General features: G+C 73.7%; 8 protein-coding genes. 4 read left to right on the top strand and 4 right to left on the bottom strand.

Features of this window, described 5'->3' with window-relative positions; genetic code table 11:
• Window positions 1–16: 16 nt before the first annotated feature.
• The gene (locus O7609_RS07405; protein WP_269734157.1) at window positions 17–607 is read right to left on the bottom strand and encodes a GNAT family N-acetyltransferase; all 591 of its coding nucleotides are present in this window, start codon (window positions 605–607) and stop codon (window positions 17–19) included.
• Window positions 608–805: 198 nt separating this feature from the next.
• Here O7609_RS07405 and secA point away from each other — a divergent pair, with 198 nt between their 5' ends.
• The gene (gene secA, locus O7609_RS07400; RefSeq protein WP_269734156.1) at window positions 806–3631 is read left to right on the top strand and encodes a preprotein translocase subunit SecA; all 2826 of its coding nucleotides are present in this window, start codon (window positions 806–808) and stop codon (window positions 3629–3631) included.
• Window positions 3632–3726: 95 nt separating this feature from the next.
• Here secA and O7609_RS07395 read toward each other — a convergent pair whose 3' ends face one another.
• Window positions 3727–4152 (bottom strand): Rv3235 family protein, encoded by a 426-nt coding sequence (locus O7609_RS07395; RefSeq protein WP_269743273.1) that lies wholly within the window; start codon window positions 4150–4152, stop codon window positions 3727–3729.
• Window positions 4153–4431: 279 nt separating this feature from the next.
• Here O7609_RS07395 and O7609_RS07390 point away from each other — a divergent pair, with 279 nt between their 5' ends.
• The 3 genes from O7609_RS07390 to O7609_RS07380 all read left to right on the top strand — a co-directional run bounded on the left by O7609_RS07390 (window position 4432) and on the right by O7609_RS07380 (window position 11015).
• A complete protein-coding gene (locus tag O7609_RS07390; protein ID WP_269734154.1) occupies window positions 4432–4950 on the top strand; it encodes a DUF6912 family protein in 519 nt (172 codons plus the stop codon).
• 94 nt (window positions 4951–5044) lie between these two features.
• Window positions 5045–5710: an HAD family hydrolase gene (locus tag O7609_RS07385; RefSeq protein WP_269734153.1), complete on the top strand. Its 666-nt coding sequence runs from the start codon at window positions 5045–5047 to the stop codon at window positions 5708–5710.
• A 328-nt stretch (window positions 5711–6038) separates the two neighbouring features.
• Window positions 6039–11015 carry an NAD-glutamate dehydrogenase gene (locus O7609_RS07380; protein WP_269734152.1) on the top strand — a complete coding sequence of 1659 codons (4977 nt, stop codon included), beginning with the start codon at window positions 6039–6041 and terminating at the stop codon, window positions 11013–11015.
• 158 nt (window positions 11016–11173) lie between these two features.
• Here the strand turns inward: O7609_RS07380 and O7609_RS07375 are convergent, their stop codons facing one another.
• Window positions 11174–13351 carry a bifunctional glycosyltransferase/CDP-glycerol:glycerophosphate glycerophosphotransferase gene (locus O7609_RS07375; protein WP_443072080.1) on the bottom strand — a complete coding sequence of 726 codons (2178 nt, stop codon included), beginning with the start codon at window positions 13349–13351 and terminating at the stop codon, window positions 11174–11176.
• A 173-nt stretch (window positions 13352–13524) separates the two neighbouring features.
• Window positions 13525–16635: an FtsK/SpoIIIE domain-containing protein gene (locus tag O7609_RS07370; protein ID WP_269743272.1), complete on the bottom strand. Its 3111-nt coding sequence runs from the start codon at window positions 16633–16635 to the stop codon at window positions 13525–13527.
• Window positions 16636–16755 lie beyond the last annotated feature (120 nt).

The following is a 16755-nucleotide window of genomic DNA, read 5'->3' as shown; positions in this document are numbered from 1 at the left end:
GTGCGGGTGCGCCGGTTCAGGCCGGGGGCGGCGTGGCCGTGTAGGGCGTCGGGCTCGTCCTGCCCCAGTCGGCGGGCAGCAGCGAGGCGGACCAGTCGTCCCGGCGCTCACCCCGGTGGACGGTCCGGGCGCGGTGGACGCCCTCCATCACGAAACCGACCCGCAGCGCCACGGCCCGGGACGCCTCGTTGCCCACGTGGGCGTACCACTCCAGCCGCTCGGCGCCCAGCGCGGTGAAGGCCCAGTCGACGACGGCCCGGGCGGCCTCCACGGTGTAGCCCTGCCCCCGCTGTTCCGGGGCCGTCCAGTAGCCCAGTTCGGCCGTGCGGTCCTCGGTGTGCAGCCGTGCGGCGCGGACCAGTCCCATGGAGCCGACCAGGGCACCCGTGTGCGTGAACACCCCGAACGTGTAGACCGTGCCGTCCCGCCACCCGGCCGGGCAGATGTTCAGGAGGAAGTCCTCGGCGTGCCTGCGCTCGTACGGTTGCGGCACCTGCGTCCAGCGCGGGATCTCCGGGTCCTGGCAGGCGGCGTGGACGGGCTCCACGTCGTGCGGGGCGAAGGGACGCAGGAGCAGACGCGCGGTGGTGAGGGTGACGGGTTGCATGTCCGCATTCTGCCGTTGGTCCACCCAGGCCGCGCGGCCGGACGCGAACGGCACCTTCGGAGGGCCCGGCACGTTGGGGGTACAGGGGCGCGCGCCCCTCGCATACGATGGCCGGTGCGGTACAGCCCTCGGCAGGGAGAGGGAACAGCCAAGCATCGCACCACCGTGCCAGGCCTACCGGCAAGGAGACCATCCCCAGTGTCCGTCTTCAACAAGCTCATGCGTGCAGGCGAAGGCAAGATCCTGCGCAAGCTGCACCGCATCGCGGACCAGGTGAATTCCATCGAAGAGGACTTCCTCGACCTCTCCGACGCCGAGCTGCGGGCCCTGACCGACGAGTACAAGGAGCGGTACGCGGACGGCGAGTCCCTGGACGACCTGCTGCCCGAGGCCTTCGCGACGGTCCGTGAGGCCGCGAAGCGCGTCCTCGGCCAGCGCCACTACGACGTCCAGATCATGGGCGGCGCGGCGCTGCACCTCGGGTACGTGGCGGAGATGAAGACGGGTGAGGGCAAGACGCTCGTCGGTACCCTGCCCGCCTATCTCAACGCCCTGTCCGGGGACGGTGTGCACCTCATCACCGTCAACGACTACCTGGCCCAGCGCGACTCCGAGCAGATGGGGCGCGTCCACAAGTTCCTCGGTCTGGACGTCGGCTGCATCGTCGCCAACATGACCCCGGCGCAGCGGCGGGACCAGTACGCCTGCGACATCACCTACGGCACGAACAACGAGTTCGGCTTCGACTACCTGCGCGACAACATGGCGTGGTCGCAGGAGGAGCTCGTCCAGCGCGGCCACAACTTCGCCATCGTCGACGAGGTGGACTCGATCCTCGTCGACGAGGCCCGCACCCCGCTGATCATCTCCGGCCCCGCCGACTCGGCCACCAAGTGGTACGCCGACTTCGCGAAGCTCGCCAAGCGGCTGGAGAAGGGCGAGCCCGCCGACGTCCGGCTGCAGAAGCCGGAGACGGGCGACTACGACATCGACGAGAAGAAGCGCACCGTCGGTATCCACGAGCAGGGCGTGGCCCGCGTTGAGGACTGGCTCGGCATCGACAACCTGTACGAGTCCGTGAACACCCCGCTCGTCGGTTATCTCAACAACGCCATCAAGGCCAAGGAGCTGTACAAGAAGGACAAGGACTACGTCGTCATCGACGGCGAAGTCATGATCGTCGACGAGCACACCGGCCGTATCCTCGCCGGTCGCCGCTACAACGAGGGCATGCACCAGGCGATCGAGGCGAAGGAGGGGGTGGAGATCAAGGACGAGAACCAGACGCTCGCCACGATCACCCTCCAGAACTTCTTCCGCCTCTACAACAAGCTCTCCGGCATGACCGGTACGGCGATGACCGAGGCCGCCGAGTTCCACCAGATCTACAAGCTCGGCGTGGTGCCGATCCCCACCAACAAGCCGATGATCCGCAAGGACCAGGCGGACCTGATCTACCGCACCGAGGTCGCCAAGTTCGACGCGGTGGTGGAGGACATCGTCGAGAAGCATGCGAAGGGGCAGCCGATCCTGGTCGGCACCACCTCGGTGGAGAAGTCCGAGTACCTCTCGCAGCAGCTCACGAAGCGCGGTGTGAAGCACCAGGTGCTGAACGCGAAGAACCACGAGCGGGAGGCTCACATCGTGGCCGAGGCGGGCCGCCGGGGCGCCGTCACCGTGGCCACGAACATGGCGGGCCGCGGTACCGACATCCAGCTCGGCGGCAATCCGGAGGCCATCGCGGAGGACGAGCTGCGTGCCAAGGGCTACGACCCGGAGGAGCACATCGAGGAGTGGGCCGCCGCGCTGCCCGCCGCCCTGGAGCGGGCTGAGGAGGGCGTGAAGGCGGAGCACGACGAGGTGAAGCGGCTCGGCGGCCTGTACGTGCTGGGCACCGAGCGGCACGAGTCGCGCCGCATCGACAACCAGCTGCGCGGCCGCAGCGGCCGCCAGGGGGACCCGGGCGAGTCCCGCTTCTACCTCTCCCTGGGTGACGACCTGATGCGGCTGTTCAAGGCCCAGATGGTCGAGCGGGTGATGGCCATGGCGAACGTCCCCGACGACGTGCCGATCGAGAACAAGATGGTGACCCGGGCCATCGCCTCCGCCCAGTCCCAGGTCGAGCAGCAGAACTTCGAGATCCGTAAGAACGTCCTCAAGTACGACGAGGTGCTCAACCGGCAGCGCGAGGTCATCTACGGCGAGCGCCGCCGTGTCCTGAAGGGTGAGGACCTGCACGAGCAGGTGCGGCACTTCATGGACGACACGATCGAGGCGTACGTCCAGGCCGAGACGGTCGAGGGCTTCGCCGAGGAGTGGGACCTCGACCGGCTGTGGGGCGCGTTCAAGCAGCTCTACCCGGTCTCCGTGACGGTGGCCGAGCTGGAGGACGAGGTGGGGGACCGCGAGGGCCTGACCGCCGAGTTCCTGATCGAGGCCGTCAAGGAGGACATCCACGCGCAGTACGACGAGCGGGAGAACGAGCTCGGCTCGGAGATCATGCGCGAGCTGGAGCGCCGGGTCGTGCTGTCCGTGCTGGACCGCAAGTGGCGCGAGCACCTCTACGAGATGGATTACCTCCAGGAGGGCATCGGGCTGCGGGCCATGGCCCAGAAGGACCCGCTGGTCGAGTACCAGAGGGAGGGCTACGACATGTTCCAGGCCATGATGGACGGCATCAAGGAGGAGTCCGTCGGCTATCTGTTCAACCTGGAGGTGCAGGTCGAGCGGCAGGTCGAGGAGGTCCCGGTGCAGGAGCGGCCGGCGGCGGCGCGGGAGGAGGCCCCGAAGGAGGCCGTCCCGGCGGGCGCCCGTCCGGCGATCCGTGCCAAGGGCCTGGAGGCTCCGCAGCGGCCGGACCGGCTGCACTTCACCGCTCCCAAGGTGGACGGTGAAGGCGGCGTCGTCGAGGGCGACTTCGCGGTCGAGGACGCCGAGCCGGGGGCGAGCTCCGCGGGTGACGGCATGACGCGGGCCGAGCGCCGCAAGGCGCAGAAGAGCGGGGGCCGCCGCCGCAAGAAGTGACGGCAGCTCCGCCGCGGCAGGCGGAGAGGCGGACCGGGGCCGGACGCGGAGAGCGCGTCCGGCCCCGTCGTCATGTCGGCCCGGCGGCGAACGGGTCAGGTCCGGCAGTCGACGTCGAGCTCCACTGCGGCGCACCGCCAGCGGCGGGCGGGCGTCTGTTCCAGCCGGAAGGCGAGGGCCCGGGTGCGGTCCCCCGAGCGGACGCGGGCGAAGGCCTCCAAGGCGCCCTGGCGGGGGGTGGAGGCCCCGACCTGGAGGAGCACCGGCCCGTGGGCCGGCGCTCCGGTGGCGAGCGGGGCCCGCGGCGCGAGGCGGACGAGGTCGTCGTAGGCGGCTCCGGTGACATGGCCCAGAAGGCTGTGTACGGGACGCCTGCCGCTGAGCACGAGCAGCAGACGGTGTGCGAACCAGTAGTGCGGGAGCCGGTCGCGGGCGCTGTGGCGCGCGGTGGCGAGGGCGGACCGGGCGGGGCGGCGGCTGTCGCGGCGGCCCGGCGGGCGGAGGGTGTGGGCGGTCGTCATGGTGTTTCCCCGTGTGTGCAGGTTGATGGGCACGTTTACTACTGGCCAGTAGCTTTTCTCGTCGCTCTTTGTATCCGTGCCGTCACCGCGTGGCAAGTGCGGGTCGCGGGCGCGCTCGCCGCGGCGGCCCGTCACCCGTTCCGGGGCCGGGGCGGCGCCCCTTGACCTGCTACGCGGCTGACCTGCGCGGGGAGCGTGTGCGCCGGGCCCACGCCGCGCCCCGGTGGCCGTATCCTGACGGACAGCCCGTACGACGGCCTCACACGAAAGCGGCAGTTCATGCGCCTCTACGTCCCCCTGACCCTGCCCCGGCTGGCGCTGGCGCACCGGCAGGGCGAGCTCGGCCCCGCCCCGCTGACGGCCTTCGCGGTCACCCCGGCGCTGCGCGCGTGGTACGTCTCCGACGATCTGGAGGAGCTGGAGTACGCCGCGCTCGGCCGGGCGGCGCTCAGCTCGCTGCGGCTGCTCGCCGCCGAGCCGGATGCCCCCCGGCGACGGGTGGTGCTGGCGGCGGACGTGGCCGACCGCGCGGTGACCTGGGACGACGAGGACGCCGGTGAGGGTTCCGGCGAGGCCGCCGGAGCGCTCGGCCGGGTCCGGGCGACCGGCGCGATCGCGCTGTCGAAGGTGGCGGCGCTGCATGTGGACGCCGAGGACGCGGCGGTGGACGTCGACGCGGCCGCCCGGGCGCTCTCGGCGGCCGACGCGGGGGACGAGGACGCGCGCTTCACGGTGGAGGGCGCCGACGGCCACGAGCTGCTCTGGTACGCGACACAGGAGCTGGACCAGCTGCTGTGACGGCCGCGCGCCGCTGACGGCATCCCCGCGCGGCGGTGCGGGTGTCGCCGACCGGACTCCCCGCCTGTCGGCGGCGCCGGGTACGGTCGGGAGCATGCGTGGAGACACCATTCACATCGTGTGGGACTGGAACGGCACGCTCCTGCACGACATCGACGCGGTGATCGAGGCGACGAACCTCGCCTTCGCCGAGGTCGGCATGGAGCCGATCACGCTGGAGCGCTACCGCGAGCTGTACACCGTGCCGGTGCCGCGCTTCTACGAGAAGCTCACGGGCCGGGTTCCCTCGGAGGAGGAGTTCGCCCACCTGAACGAGCTGTTCCACCGCCACTACTTCGACCGCGTGGACACGGTGACGCTGACGCTCGGCGCCGCCGAGCTGCTGGCCGCCCGGCAGGCCGCCGGGGGCACGCAGTCGCTGTGCTCCCTGGCCCCGCACGACCACCTCGTGCCGCTCGTGCGCAGGCACGGCATCGAGGGGCACTTCACCCGGGTGGACGGCCTGGCCACCCCCCTGGCGGGGCACGGCAAGGCGCGGCACATGGCCGGGCACCTGCGTTCGCTGACGGACGTGGAGCCGTGCCGCACCGTCGTCATAGGCGACGCGCTCGACGACGCGCTGGCCGCCCGGCACGTCGGCGCTCAGGCGGTGCTGTACACCGGCGGCTCGCACAGCCGGGCCAGCCTGGAGGAGGCCGGGGTCCCGGTCGTGGACACGCTGGCCGACGCGGTCGACGCGGCCGAGCGCATCGCCCGTTGACGCGAGCCCGCGCCGCCCGCCCTCCGTCTCTGTCCAGAACGTCAAAGTTCGGGCCCCGCTTTTGTACACATACGGCCCATGACGCCGCCCCGGTCCGGAGCGATAGCCTTACCTACGTGATCAGCGCGATATCCGTGCCCGGGGACGCAGACGATGGCGCTTTCCCCGCCTTCCGCCACCGTCGGCGCGAGGCAGCACCGCTCGCTGGTCGAGTTTTCCGGCATACCGTCGAACTGGAACGGCCCGTGAGGGTCTCGGCGTCATGCCCTGTAACAGCGGAATCCCCCATCTGACGTCACGCAACGGCGCGCGACAGGAGCCAGAGGACATGCAGACCAAGCTGGACGAAGCCAAGGCCGATCTGCTCGGGCGAGCCGCCCAGGCCGCCGAAGGCAGCCCCACCGGGAGCCTCCCGGCGCAGGGGCTCGAACCGGAGGCCCTGGAGTCGTATCTCCAGCGCTACTACCTGCACACGGCCCCCGAGGACCTCGACGACCGGGAGCCGGTCGACGTCCTGGGTGCCGCTCTCTCGCACCACCGGCTCGCCCAGCAGCGTCCGCAGGGCACGGCGAACGTCCGGGTCTACACGCCCAGCGTCGAGGAGAAAGGCTGGACCTGCACGCACACGGTCGTGGAGGTCGTCACCGACGACATGCCCTTCCTGGTCGACTCGGTCACCAACGAGCTGACCCGCGAGGGCCGGGGCATCCACGTCGTGATCCACCCGCAGGTCATCGTCCGCCGGGATGTCACCGGGAAGCTGCTGGAGGTGCTGGACGCCGGGCGTGACCCGCTCTCGCCGCGGCCGAGCACCCACACCCGGGAGCAGCTGCCGCCGGACGCGGTCACCGAGTCCTGGATCCACGTCGAGATCGACCGGGAGACGGACGCGACCGACCTGCAGCAGATCACCCTCGATCTGCGCCGCGTCCTGTCCGACGTGCGCGAGGCCGTGGAGGACTGGCACAAGATGCGCGGCGCGGCCCTGGCCATCGCCGACGGGCTGCCGCAGGAACCCACCAACGACCTCTCGGACGAGGAGATCGGCGAGGCCCAGGCGCTGCTGCGCTGGCTCGCGGACGACCGGTTCACCTTCCTCGGCTACCGCGAGTACGAGCTGGAGCAGGTCAGCGGCGAGTCCGGCGAGCCGGAGGACGCGCTCAAGTCCGTGCCCGGCACCGGCCTCGGCATCCTGCGGGCGGACCCCACGCACACCACCGACGACGACGGTCACCCCGTCTCGTCGTCCTTCAGCCGGCTCACCCCCGACGCGCGCGCCAAGGCGCACGAGCGCAGGCTGCTCGTCCTGACCAAGGCCAACAGCCGTGCCACCGTGCACCGCTCCTCGTACCTCGACTACGTCGGGGTGAAGAAGTTCGACGCCGAGGGCAACGTCATCGGTGAACGCCGCTTCCTCGGCCTCTTCGCCGCCTCCGCCTTCGTGGAGTCCGTCCGGCAGATCCCCGTCATCCGCCGCAAGGTCGAGGCCGTCCTCTCGCACGCGGGCTTCACGTCCGACAGCCACGACGGCCGGGACCTCCTCCAGATCCTGGAGACCTACCCGCGCGACGAGCTGTTCCAGATCCCCGAGGACGAGCTGCGCTCGATCGCCATCTCCGTCCTCTACCTCCAGGAGCGGCGCAGGCTGCGGCTGTTCCTGCGCCAGGACGAGTACGGGCGCTACTACTCGGCGCTCGTCTACCTCCCGCGCGACCGCTACACCACGGGCGTGCGCCTGCGCCTCATCGACATCCTCACCGAGGAGCTGGGCGGCACCAGCGTCGACTTCACCGCGTGGAACACCGAGTCGGTGCTCTCGCGGCTGCACTTCGTCATCCGGGTCGAGCCGGGCACCGGGCTCGGCCGCCTCACCGACGCCGACGCCGACCGGATCGAGGCCCGGCTCGCCGAGGCCGCCCGCTCCTGGGCGGACGGCTTCGCGGAGGCGCTCGTGGCCGAGTGCGGTGAGGAGCGGGCCGCCGAGCTGAACCGCCGCTTCGGCACGCTCGGCGGCAATACCTTCCCCGAGGGCTACAAGGCCGACTTCCCGCCCCGCGCCGCCGTCGCCGACCTCCAGCACCTGGCCCAGCTCGACGAGACGGGCGAGGACTTCGCCCTGAGCCTCTACGAGCCGGTGGGCGCCGCGGCGGGGGAGCGCCGGTTCAAGATCTACCGCACCGGCGAGCCGGTCTCCCTCTCCGCCGTCCTGCCCATCCTCCAGGCGATGGGCGTCGAGGTGGTGGACGAGCGGCCGTACGAGCTGCGCACGGCGGACGGCAACCGGGCGTGGATCTACGACTTCGGGCTGCGGCTGCCGGAGACGAGCGTCGAGGGGCTGGGCGAGGACGCGCGCCGCCGCTTCCAGGAGACCTTCGCCGCCGTCTGGCGAGGCGAGGCCGAGAACGACGGCATCAACGCCCTCGTGCTGGCCGCCGGGCTGACCTGGCGGCAGGCCATGGTGCTGCGCGCCTACGCCCGCTACCTGTGGCAGGCCGGGGCCAAGTTCGGCCAGGCCACGATGGAGGAGACGCTCCGGCGCAACGTCCACACCACCCGGCTGCTGGTGAGCCTGTTCGAGGCCCGGCTGGCCCCGGAGCGGCAGCACGCGGGCCGGGAGCTCGTCGACGGGCTGCTGGAGGAGCTGGACGGCGCGCTGGACCAGGTGGCCAACCTGGACGAGGACCGCATGCTGCGTTCCTTCCTCACCGTCATCAGGGCCACCCTGCGTACCAACTACTTCCAGCACACCGACGACGGCGGGCTGCACGGGTACGTGTCGATGAAGCTGGACCCGCAGATGATCCCGGACCTGCCGGCACCGCGGCCGTCGTACGAGATCTGGGTCTACTCGCCGCGGGTCGAGGGCGTGCACCTGCGCTTCGGCAAGGTGGCCCGGGGCGGCCTGCGCTGGTCCGACCGCAAGGAGGACTTCCGCACCGAGATCCTCGGGCTGGTCAAGGCGCAGGAGGTCAAGAACACGGTCATCGTCCCGGTGGGCGCGAAGGGCGGGTTCGTCGGCAAGCGGCTGCCCGACCCGGCACAGGACCGGGACGCCTGGCTGGCGGAGGGCATCGCCTGCTACCGCACCTTCATCTCCGGCATGCTCGACATCACCGACAACCTGGTGAACGGGGCCGTGCTGCCGCCCAGGGAGGTCGTCCGGCACGACGAGGACGACACCTACCTCGTCGTCGCCGCCGACAAGGGCACCGCGACGTTCTCGGACATCGCCAACGAGGTGGCCGTCTCCTACGGCTTCTGGCTGGGCGACGCCTTCGCCTCGGGCGGCTCGGCCGGGTACGACCACAAGGGCATGGGCATCACCGCGCGCGGCGCCTGGGAGTCGGTCAAGCGGCACTTCCGGGAGCTGGGCCACGACACCCAGACGCAGGACTTCACCGTCGTCGGCGTCGGCGACATGTCCGGTGACGTCTTCGGCAACGGGATGCTCCTCAGCGAGCACATCCGGCTCGTCGCCGCCTTCGACCACCGGCACATCTTCGTCGACCCCGACCCGGACGCCGCCACCTCCTACGCCGAGCGCCGCCGCCTCTTCGAACTGCCGCGCTCCTCCTGGGCCGACTACGACGCCGAGAAGATCTCCACGGGCGGCGGCGTCTTCCCGCGCACGGCCAAGTCCATCCCCGTCTCGCCGCAGATGCGCGAGGCCCTCGGCCTGGAGACGACGGCGACCAGGCTCACGCCCCCGGAGCTGATGCGGGCCGTCCTCCAGGCGCCCGTGGACCTGCTGTGGAACGGCGGCATCGGCACCTACGTGAAGTCCTCCGCCGAGAGCAACCAGGACGTCGGCGACAAGGCCAACGACGCCATCCGGGTCGACGGCAGCGAGGTGCGCGCCCAGGTCGTGGGCGAGGGCGGCAACCTCGGCCTCACCCAGCTCGGCCGCATCGAGTACGCGATGTGCGGTGGCAAGGTCAACAACGACGCGATCGACAACTGCGCGGGCGTGGACACCTCGGACCACGAGGTCAACATCAAGATCCTGCTGAACGCCGTCGTGGGCAACGGGGACATGACCGTCAAGCAGCGCAACGCGCTGCTGGCCGAGATGACCGACGAGGTCGGTGACATCGTCCTGCGCACCAACTACGCGCAGAACGTCGCCCTGGCCAGCGCGCTGGAGACGGCGCCCGGCCTCCTCCAGGCCCACGCGCGGTTCATGCGCGCCCTGACCCGGGCCGGCCGTCTCGACCGGTCGCTGGAGTTCCTGCCCTCGGACCGGCAGATCAGGGAACGCCACGCCAGCGGCCAGGGGCTCACCCAGCCCGAGCTCGCGGTGCTGCTGGCCTACGCCAAGATCACCACCACCGAGGCGCTGATCGGCACCGGCCTGCCGGACGACCCGTACCTGCGGGACCTGGCCCACCACTACTTCCCGCGTGCGCTGCGCGAGCGGTTCCCCGAGGAGATCGACAACCACGCGCTGCGCCGTCAGATCGTCACCACGATGCTGGCCAACGACACGGTGAACATGGGCGGCTCCACGTTCCTTCACCGGCTCCGCGAGGAGACGGGGGCCACGACCGAGGAGATCGTGCGCGCCCACACAGCGGCCCGGGCCATCTTCGACATGGCCAGGGTGTGGGACGAGGTCGAGACGCTGGACAACGAGGTGGCGGCCGAGACGCAGACCCGCATCCGGCTGCACAGCCGCCGCCTCGTCGAGCGCGCGACGCGCTGGCTGCTGGGCAACAGGCCCCAGCCGCTGCTGCTCGCCGAGACGGTGGAGGTCTTCAGCGAGCGCGTGGAGACCGTCTGGGCGCAGCTCCCCGCCCTCCTCAAGGGCGAGGACCTCGCCTGGTTCGAGGCGATCCACGAGGAGCTGGAGGCAGCCGGGGTGCCGACGGGTCCGGCCCGCCGCGTCGCCGGGTTCTCCTCGGTCTTCCCGGCGCTGGACATCGTGGCCGTCGCCGACCGCACCGGGCGGGACCTCATGGACGTCGCCGAGGTCTACTACGACCTCGCCGACCGGCTGAACATCACCCAGCTCCAGGACCGCGTCAGCGAGCTGCCGCGGGCCGACCGCTGGCAGTCGATGGCGCGGGCCGCCATCCGCGAGGACCTCTACGCCGCCCACCAGCTCCTGACCGCCGACGTACTGGCCGCAGGGGACGCCTCGGCCACCCCGGAGCAGCGCTTCAAGGCGTGGGAGGAGAAGAACGCGGCGGTCCTGGGCCGCGCCCGGGCGACGCTGGAGGAGATCCAGACCTCCGAGACGTTCGACCTGGCGAACCTGTCCGTGGCGATGCGGACGATGCGCACCCTCCTGCGCAGCAACCGCTAGACCGGGCTTGTGCGCTTGCCGGCCCCGCGCGAAGGCGCCGGACCGGCGGGCGCCGCCCCCGGCGCCGGGTCCGGCCCGGCCGGGGCGCCCCCTACGCCGCGGCCTGAGGGTGCGCTGTGGCCGGTCGCGCGGTTCCCCGCGTCTCTTCGGGGCGCGGGTCAGACGCCTGACCGGGCGGAGCGCAGGCTCTCCGCCGGGCGGACGACGCGGGGCGCGCCGGCCGGTGCGGGCGCGGGCCTGCGCTGCTCCAGCGGGACGACGGGGGCGAGCCCGGCGCCGTCCAGGAAGACGGCCCGCACGACGCGCTCGGCGGCGTGCCCGTCGTCGTAGGGGCAGAAGCGGGCGCGGAACGCCGCGCGCAGCTCCGCTCCCGCGGCCGAGCGCCAGCCGCCGCCGTGGAAGAGCCGCACGAGGGCGGGCAGGTCCCGCACGACCGGGCCGGGCGGCGCGCTCGTCAGGTCGAAGTACGTGCCCTGCGTCGCCCGGTACGTCTCCCAGTCGTCGGCGTGGATGACGACGGGCCGGTCGAGGTTGGCGAAGTCGAACATCAGTGGCGCGTAGTCGGTGACGAGCGCGTCGGCGGCCAGGCACAGCCGGGCGGCCGACCGGTGCGTGCCGCTGGGCGCACTGCCGTCGAGGACGACGTACCCGGGCCCGAGGGCGTGGGTGAGCCGGGCGAGGTCCACCCGCGGCGGACGGCCCTGCAGGTAGGGGCGTTCGGCGGGGGCGTAGAGCACGGCGACGACGCCCGGGGGCACGCCCAGCTCCGCGCGGATGCGCGCGACGTCCTCGGCGGTGGCCTGGTGGAGCACGTCGTTGCGCGGGGCGCCGTACTCCAGCGTCGTGTACCGGCCGGGGTAGGCCCGTTCGCGGGCCAGCGTGGCGTGACGGTTCGCGGAGAGGCTGTAGTCCCAGTCGTCGATGCGGGCGAGGAGCTCGGTGAAGTCGGTACCGAGGCCGGCGAGCGGCGGAGCCCCCAGGTCCAGGCCCTCGCGGCCGAGCGGGGTGCCGCGGTGTGTCTGGACGACCGTCTGCCCCGGCCGCTTGCGCGGTCTCGGCTCGATGTCCCCGCTGGTCACCAGGAACGTGGCGCGGGCCAGGGCGCGCAGGTGGGCGGCGGAGCCGGGCTGGAGACGCCGGACGCTCCGGGGCAGGCCGGCCGCCTGGTCGGCCGTCGCGACCCAGGCCGTGCGCAGCCCGGGGATCAGCCTGCGGGCGGCGGCCTCCAGCGCCGCCGGGTCGCCGGCGTAGCCGCCCTCGCCCGGTGCCGTGAAGACGGCGAGCCCGGGGTCGAGGCGGCGGCGCGCCTGGACGCGGTAGTACGCGCGGACGAGCGTGCCGTGTACGGCGCGGGCGGCGGACCGCAGACGTCGCCGGAGCCCGTCGGCGGCCCAGGCGAGCCGGAAGGTGCGCCGGGCGCCGAGCCGGAGCAGCAGATGCCGGAAGCCGGTGCGCCCGGCGGCGTCCCGGTGGCGGGCGCACTGCTTGCCGCTGCGCCGGAAGAACTCGGAGCGGCTGGTGCGGGGCAGCCGGCCGGGGGCGAGGATGAGGGAGGTGAGGTGGTCGCTCATCCGGCGGTAGAGCACGGGGCGCCACCGGGCGAGGTGCCGGTGTTCGCCGAGGAAGGCGAAGACGCGGTCGTACTGGGCGAAGACGTCGAAGTGGCGCCGCGGGGCCTCCGCCAGCAGTCCGCCGTTGCGGCGCCGACGGTGCCGGACGCAGACGCGGTCGAGGACGGTGACGGCCTCGGCGGTCAGCAGGGTGCGCCAGGTGAAGGGGACGCCTTCGTAGGCTCCGGACGGGAAGCGCAGCTGGTGGCGCAGGAGGAACTCCCGGCGGTAGGCCTTGTTCCAGGCCACGCCGGGGAGCCGGAGGAGGGCGGGGCGGTCCTTGGCCCGGAAGACCTGGGGGTCGCGCTGGCCCAGGAGTCCGGAGGAGCCGCCGTGGTCCACGCGGCCGTGCCAGAAGGCCCGTTCGTGGTCGAAGACGAGGACGTCCGGTTCGGCGGTGTCCTCCAGCCGGTCGGCGACCGCCTGGAGGGCGCCGGGGGCGAGTGCGTCGTCGCTGTCCAGGAAGAGCACGTAGCCGCCCCGGGCGTGCAGCACGCCGGCGTTTCTGGCCGGGCCCGGCCCGCCCGGTTCCTCCAGGCGCAGGACCGTCACCCTCCGGTCGGAGGCCGCCGCGTCGGCGAACAGCCCGCCGCAGGCGTCGGCCGAGCCGTCGTCCACCGCGATGAGCTCGAAGTCGGTGAAGGACTGGGTGAGTACGGATTCCAGGCACTCGGGCAGGTAGGCGTGCGCCTGGTGGGCGGGAACGATGATGCTGAAGCGGGGCACGGCACACATCCCAGGGGTGGGCGCGATCATGGGGCCGGTCTGTTAAGCCGATAATGCGCGGCGTGCATGCTGAGGCTGGCCATTTGGGCCACCGCCCCGCGTTTCCCACCCGACCGGCCCACCCCGGTTCGCCTCTCCGGGCGTCTTCCCGGCGCCCCTCGGGACGTCCGGCATCACCCCGGCGGTGGTATCCGCGCCGTGCCGGACTCCACCGCGGCCCGCTCGATCGCACTGGCCAGCAGCGCCAGGTCCGTCGGCCCGTTGCCCAGCTCGCGGACCGGCCGCCGGGTGGGCGGATCGCCGGCGCGGGCCCAGTCCAGCGGCTGCACCGTGGGCCGCTGGGTGGCCGTGCGGGGAATGCGCGCGGTGACCCGGCTGGCCTGGAACGGCGTCGAGGCACCGTCGGGCAGGTGCAGCACCCCGCGCCCCGGCGGGCAGTCCGCCTCCGGCCCGCCGCCGAGCGCGACCCGCAGCGCCGAGCCCTGGTCGGCGACGGTGTGCGCCGTGCGGTCCGGACGGCCCGTCGCACACACCAGGTGGACCCCGAGCCGCAGCCCCTCCCGGGCCACCGCTTCGAGCGCGCGCACCACCGAGCCGGCGGCGGGCCGCCCCGGATTGCCCAGGGCCGGAGCCACCAGGGCGTCCAGATCGTCCACCAGGACGACGAGCCGGGGCAGCGGCGCCGCCGCCCCCTCGCCCACCGCCGCACGGGGGCGCAGCCGCAGCGTGCCCCGGTCCGCGTCCGGAGCGCCCGCGGCGGCCTCCGCACCGACCGGAACGCCCGTGGCCCCGCCGGCCGTGGGCCGGCCCGCCGCGGCCTCGGCCGCCGCGGCGTGGCCCGCGGCCTGGCCGTCGCGGGCGACGAACGCCTCGTAGGTGTGGCCGTCCAACAGCTCCGCACGCCGCTTCAGCTCACCCGTCAGCGCCTGGGCGAACGACCGCATACGGACCGGGTCGCCCGCGCTCAGGTACAGGGTCGTGTGCGGCAGCTCCGTGGCCGCCCACAGGGCCTGCCCCGAGCCGCCGTCGACGAGCAGGAGCCCCAGCCGGTCGGGACGTTCGGACACCGCGAGCGCGGCGGCCGCGGAACACAGCAGTTCGGACTTGCCGCTCCCGGCGGCCCCGCTGACCAGCACATGGCTCCGCGCTGCGGCCACATCGACGTCGACCGGCCCGCGCGGCCCGGCCCCCAGGAGCAGCGCGGCGCCGGGCGGACGGCCGCCGGGCTCCGGCCAGCGCGCCAGCACCGCGGCCGGGGTGGCGCGCGCCAGGCCCAGCTCCTCCAGCAGCCGCGAGCTGTCGGGCAGCGGGGCGGCGTGCCGGGCTGCCGGGACACCCGCGCCGGTACCGGCCGTCTCGGCCTCCCGCAGCGGAGCCAGGGACCGGGCCACCCGCTCGGCCCAGGGCGCCGACACCCCGTCGACCGTCGCCGGCTCACCCACCCGGTCGCCGCCCCGGCGCACCACCCGGACCGCCGTCGCGACGGCGCCGCTGAGCAGCCCCACCGCGCCGCACTCGTGGAAGGCGGGGAGCACGCTGCCGGCCGCGGCCAGCGTCTCGGACTGCGGGGACGAGGGCGTGGCCGGAGCCGTCTCGGCCAGGCACAGCACGTGGACCCCGGCCGCGGCGCCGCCGGAGGTGAGCCGGGCGACGGTCTCCCGCAGGGCTGCCGTACCGGGATCGCCGTCCACCACCAGCACCGTCGCCGGGCCGGTGTGGCGGGCGGCGGCGGCCCGCACCTCGTGCCGCTCGGCGCTCGTCCAGCCGGGCCCGAGCGGACCGTCGTCCAGCCGCCGGGACAGCTCGGCGGTGCGGGCCGTGGCCTGCTCGCGGTCGAACGCGAGCAGCAGCCGGCAGTCCTGGCCCCGGGCCGGGCGCAGATGTGGCAGCCAGCCCAGCCACGACCAGTCCCGGGTGCGCGGAGCCCCGCGCCCGGAGGCGAGCAGCACGATCTCCAGTGAGCTGGGCGGATGCAGCGTGGCGAGCTGCGCGAGGACGGACCGGGCCAGGGGCAGCAGCCGGTTGCGGGGGCCCGCGAGCCCGAGGGAACCGGCCTCGCGCAGCGACACGGTCACCGGGCTGCCCGCGCGGGCTCCGTGGTGCGCCGTGCCGAGTCGTACCGTCAGCGCGTCCTCGTGCGCCGGCTGCCCGACGTGGCGTTCCCACAGGCGTGGACCGTGGCCGAGGGCGGTCAGCAGGACGTCGGCGGGATCGGGCCAGCGCCCCGGGTCGGGGACGGGCACCGGGCCGCCCGGCGCCGCGGGCGCCGGGCCGTCGTACGGGCCGGGGGCGGCGGGCGGCCGCCTGGCGGAGAACCGGCGGGCCCAGGCGCCGATACCGCGGGCCGCACGGCGGTCGGCCTCGGCGGTCGCGTGCTCCGGCGGGGCGCCGGGGGCCCCGGGCGGGGGCCCGGGGGCGGCGACCGGTGCGCCCGGGGAGCCGGCGGCCGGTATCCCGGCCACGCCGGTGCCGTGCGTGACGCTGCCCGCCGGGCCCGCGGGGGCGAGCGGCTCGCCGCGCCCGCCGGGCCCGGTCTGCTCGGGGACGTAGGCGAGCGCGGCGGCCTGCCGGGACGCCGGCTGCGCGGCCGGGGCCTCGGCGGCGTGCGCTCCGGGGAGCGGAGTGCGCTGGGCGGGGAGCGACGGGTCGTGCGGCAGGGGCACCGGGTCCGTGCGCAGCCGCAGCACCGACTCGCCCACCCGCAGCGAGGCACCGGGACGCAACGGGACGGGGCGCTCCCCGACCGGGGCGCCGTCGGCCGTCGTGCCGTTGGTCGAGCCCAGGTCCGCCAGGCTGACGGCGCCCGACTCCGTGACGGTCACGACGCAGTGCAGCCGCGAGACGTCCGGGTCGTCCAGCACGACGTCGGCGTCGGCCGAGCGGCCGATGCGGATGTGGCCGCCGTGCAGCAGGTGGACGCCGCCCGCGTCGGGCCCCGCGACGACGTGCAGCCGGGGGCCGACGCCGGGCGCGAGGGAGGCCGACGGCTCGCCCGGCTGGTACAGGGTGACGACGGCGCCGTCCACCAGTGGGGGCTCGCCCAGGGCGTGCCGCTGGGCGTCGAGCCGCTGCCCGTCCGCGTAGACGGCGGCCGACTGGCTCTCGCGGGACGGGGCGGCGGGCGCGGCGCCGGAGGCGGCGGCTGCCCACGCGGCCACCAGACCGCCGGTGACGGCGGCGAGCACGGTGCCGGGCGGGGCGGTGACCATGACGTCACACGCCTCCGCGCCCTGCCACGAGCCGCCGCGTGGCCCACGGACGGTGAGCCGGATCTGATTCGGCATCGCCCCTCCCGGTTCAGCCCCGTGTGTGCATCCTCCCACCCGCGACCGACATCCCATGCCGCGAGCGCCGTCCAATGATCTTGATTGGCCTGGGTCGCGCGGAAGTGAGGTCGCGTGTGA

The sequence above is a fragment of the Streptomyces sp. WMMC1477 genome, assembly GCF_027460245.1.
Lineage (GTDB): Bacteria > Actinomycetota > Actinomycetes > Streptomycetales > Streptomycetaceae > Streptomyces.
Note: the sequence above shows the minus strand (reverse complement) of the source record. Positions and strands in the feature narration are given on the sequence as shown.

Bases quoted from the DNA above. Each gene is read 5' to 3' on its own strand.
- O7609_RS07405 (WP_269734157.1), bottom strand. From the start codon at position 607: ATGCAACCCGTCACCCTCACCACCGCGCGTCTGCTCCTGCGTCCCTTC.
- O7609_RS07390 (WP_269734154.1), top strand. From the start codon at position 4,432: ATGCGCCTCTACGTCCCCCTGACCCTGCCCCGGCTGGCGCTGGCGCAC.
- O7609_RS07370 (WP_269743272.1), bottom strand. From the start codon at position 16,635: ATGCCGAATCAGATCCGGCTCACCGTCCGTGGGCCACGCGGCGGCTCG.
- O7609_RS07380 (WP_269734152.1), top strand. From the start codon at position 6,039: ATGCAGACCAAGCTGGACGAAGCCAAGGCCGATCTGCTCGGGCGAGCC.
- O7609_RS07385 (WP_269734153.1), top strand. From the start codon at position 5,045: ATGCGTGGAGACACCATTCACATCGTGTGGGACTGGAACGGCACGCTC.
- O7609_RS07395 (WP_269743273.1), bottom strand. From the start codon at position 4,152: ATGACGACCGCCCACACCCTCCGCCCGCCGGGCCGCCGCGACAGCCGC.